3 protein-coding genes are annotated in these 1557 nt (G+C 38.8%); 1 reads left to right on the top strand and 2 read right to left on the bottom strand.

Features of this window, described 5'->3' with window-relative positions:
• Positions 1 to 109: 109 nt before the first annotated feature.
• Entirely contained in the window at positions 110 to 550 is a 441-nt protein-coding gene (locus WBA23_RS12625; protein WP_424582638.1) for a TerB family tellurite resistance protein, read from the top strand.
• A 9-nt stretch (positions 551 to 559) separates the two neighbouring features.
• Here WBA23_RS12625 and WBA23_RS12620 read toward each other — a convergent pair whose 3' ends face one another.
• On the bottom strand, positions 560 to 1009 hold the full coding sequence (locus tag WBA23_RS12620; protein WP_424582637.1) for a hypothetical protein: 450 nt from the start codon (positions 1007 to 1009) through the stop codon (positions 560 to 562).
• Positions 1010 to 1018: 9 nt separating this feature from the next.
• A partial coding sequence (locus tag WBA23_RS12615) for a helix-turn-helix domain-containing protein (protein WP_424582636.1) occupies positions 1019 to 1557 on the bottom strand: 539 nt, incomplete at its 5' end.

Raw genomic sequence — 1557 nt, 5'->3', positions numbered from 1 at the left:
TGTTAGAGTAAGTAATAAAAGCAATTGTAGAAAAACACCTAGCTCAATGGCTTGATTGTTGGGCATTTTTAGCCTTTTAAGTCCGTTCAATAAAATAAATCGGGTACGTATGGGAATTTGGGACGCTTTTTTTAATCGTCAAAATCGAAATAGTGAACGTGAGTACATCAACCAGTTATTTCGAGTAGCCTACGCTGATGGTAGCCTAGACAAAATAGAAGTGGCGTACATCTACGCTATAGGCAAAAAATTGGGCATGACGAAAGAAGAGCTAGCGGAAGCCCGTGAGAACTTTAATTCGGCTACGCTAGTGTATAAGCCACCCCGTGATCGAGAGCAGCGCTTTTTCATGCTTTTTTATTTGATCAATTTAATCCGGGCTGATGATGAAATCCACCCCGAAGAAATGAGAATCACAGAGAATATTGTGATGAAATTGGGATACTCACCCGATACAGTTGATACTATTCTAAGTACGATTGAAACCAATCAAAATCAAGGAATCTCTCCCGAAGAGACATATACTAACTTGACTGAGCAATTGGGGTAGTAGTTTAATTCAAGAAAGTTGCTTTCTGTTCAACCTATCGTATAATTTCGTCCCAAGTAGCGTGGCAATATATATTTCTAATAATCCCCAAAGGGTTCCGGCAACCACAAAGGAGAGAGGCATAAACCCGTACGCCACCAAAGCAGAGTTAGACCAGAAATAAGTGAAAAACCAAAAGGCCAAGCTTATAATTACTACCGCTTTTTGCCTTGACTTCACTCGGCTTCTAACTAAGGCATAAGTTGTTAGAATCGCAGTTCCTAACACTAGCGAAACTACTGCAAAATAGATCATCGAACCGGTCCCCATCGGTGGAACGCCCCGACTTGCTAATATAGCATCCATCTGATCTCCCAGGATTGGGAACAAGCAAGCTCCAGTAATAAGTATCAAAAAACCCGCTACCAATCCGCTGGTTACGATATTTTTGAACGGTATTTCTGTTCCTATCTCCATCATATCGACTCGTTAATTAGTAGTGGTTCTGAATTCTGACGGAGAAAAACCGGTCTTCTTTTTAAATAGCTTACTAAAGCTTTGAGGGTATTCAAATCCCAGCGAATAGGCAATCTCCTTAATGCTTTGGTTGGAACTTAACAATTGAGTTTTTGATCTTTCTAGCAAATGAAGGTGAATATATTCTTGAGCTGTTTTACCCGTTTCCTTTTTTAGTAAATCACTCAAATAATTCGGTGATAAGTTTAATAAGTTTGCACAAGATTTGACGGTTGGAATACGGTTTTCTTCCGGACTTTTTAACCTAAAATGATCCAACAAAAGTTTTTCAAACTCAATGATTATATCTTTACTTTGATTGGTTCTGGTTATGAATTGCCGGTTGTAAAACCTGTTACAATAATTTAGTAACAGTTCAATAGTTGCAACCATCAGGTCTTGAGTGAAACCGTCAATAGTCGTGTTATACTCTCTCCTAATTTGTTCGAATAGCGTAAGGAGAATCTGTTTTTCTTGCTCCGAAAGGTGTAAGGCTTCACTGGTATTATAAG

Origin of the sequence: Tunicatimonas sp. (assembly GCF_049647865.1) — a bacterium.
In the GTDB taxonomy this organism is placed as follows: Bacteria; Bacteroidota; Bacteroidia; order Cytophagales; family Cyclobacteriaceae; genus Tunicatimonas.
Note: the sequence above shows the minus strand (reverse complement) of the source record. Positions and strands in the feature narration are given on the sequence as shown.

Excerpts from the sequence above, each read along its gene's own strand:
- WBA23_RS12625 (WP_424582638.1), top strand. The coding sequence starts at position 110 with ATGGGAATTTGGGACGCTTTTTTTAATCGTCAAAATCGAAATAGTGAA.
- WBA23_RS12620 (WP_424582637.1), bottom strand. The coding sequence starts at position 1,009 with ATGATGGAGATAGGAACAGAAATACCGTTCAAAAATATCGTAACCAGC.